This is a genomic window from Micrococcus sp. KRD096, assembly GCF_017168495.1.
GTDB classification, from domain to species: domain Bacteria; phylum Actinomycetota; class Actinomycetes; order Actinomycetales; family Micrococcaceae; genus Micrococcus; species Micrococcus luteus.
In genome coordinates, this window is the sequence record NZ_JABFAY010000075.1 from 1 (window position 1) to 1,102 (window position 1,102).

Below are 1,102 nucleotides of genomic sequence, written 5' to 3' on the forward strand. Positions count from 1 at the left end.
CCTCACCGTGGCTCACGACGAACGCCATGCGTCACCGCCTCTCAGGTCGTGGGGAACTGCAGGTACGCGACCTGCATGCGGTCGATGACGACCTCCCCGTCAGCCCGGGGCGGGTTGTCGGTGAGGCCGTCGTGGATGACGGCCTCTCGCAGGACCAGGAGCGCGCCGTCGCGGCGCACGAGGACACCGTCCACCGCGGTCCCGTCGTGCGTGTTCACGACGGCGCGGCGGGCCAGCAGCGGCGCCCACTCGTCGACGGGCGGCGCCGCCCGCCGAGCGGGGGAGAACCACACGGCCCCGAGTGCGGCCGCGACGGCCAGGATCGACAGGATGAGCGCCGTCATGGCCACGCGGACCTCCTTCGGGTCAGACGTACATGAACTCGTCGTCGTAGGAGTCGTCGTCGTACGCCGACCGCCCCTGCGACGGGCCGATGGTGGCCTGCCAGCAGGCCAGGGACGCGGCCTCGAGCGGCGACACGTCCGCGGTGGACGCCTTCCGCCCGATCGCGAACCGGTCACCCACCGGGCGCAGGGCCGCGCCGGCCACCGCCGCGTCGAGCTCGAGCGCCGGCGTGTGCAGCAGCACCCCATCCGAGACCCGCGAGCGCAGGTTCGCGAACGCGTCGAGGACGTCGGTCGTGGTGGCCACGTGCAGGTTCACGCCCTCGCGCTCGAGGGTGGGGATGAGCATGGCGCCGGGGCCCTTGCCGTCGATCACGACGGGCAGCTCGAAGCGGGCCTGCAGCTCCTTGGCGCGGTCCACGGTCCAGGCGGTGCCCGGTCCGTGCTGGAGCACGCGCGGCCAGACCGCACCGGTGTCGTCGACGCCGGCACCGACGAGGGCTGCGGTCTTCAGGTCCATGGCCACGGCGATCGCCAGGCCGGTCATGGTCATGTCGGTGGGGCGCTCGACGTCGTCGCGGGCGCCCTGCTCCCACTTGCCTGGGCCGAAGATGTCCGAGGTGGAGGGGTCGTCCCACCAGCCCATCCGCTCGCGTCCGAACTCGGCCGGCGGCAGGGCGGCGCGCTCGGCGCGCAGGTACTCGACCGTCAGGCCCGTGCCGTTCGGGCGGACGCGGCCGAGCAGGGAGTTCGCGGCC

Annotated in this window: 2 protein-coding genes; both read right to left on the bottom strand. The window is 73.7% G+C overall.

From position 1 onward, the window contains the following. Positions 1–41: 41 nt before the first annotated feature. On the bottom strand, positions 42–344 hold the full coding sequence (locus J1M41_RS11730; RefSeq protein ID WP_206451810.1) for a hypothetical protein: 303 nt from the start codon (positions 342–344) through the stop codon (positions 42–44). Positions 345–366: 22 nt separating this feature from the next. Further along, positions 367–1,102: hypothetical protein (locus J1M41_RS11735; protein WP_206451811.1), on the bottom strand; the 736-nt coding region annotated here is incomplete at its 5' end.

Bases quoted from the DNA above. Each gene is read 5' to 3' on its own strand.
- J1M41_RS11730 (WP_206451810.1), bottom strand. From the start codon at position 344: ATGACGGCGCTCATCCTGTCGATCCTGGCCGTCGCGGCCGCACTCGGG.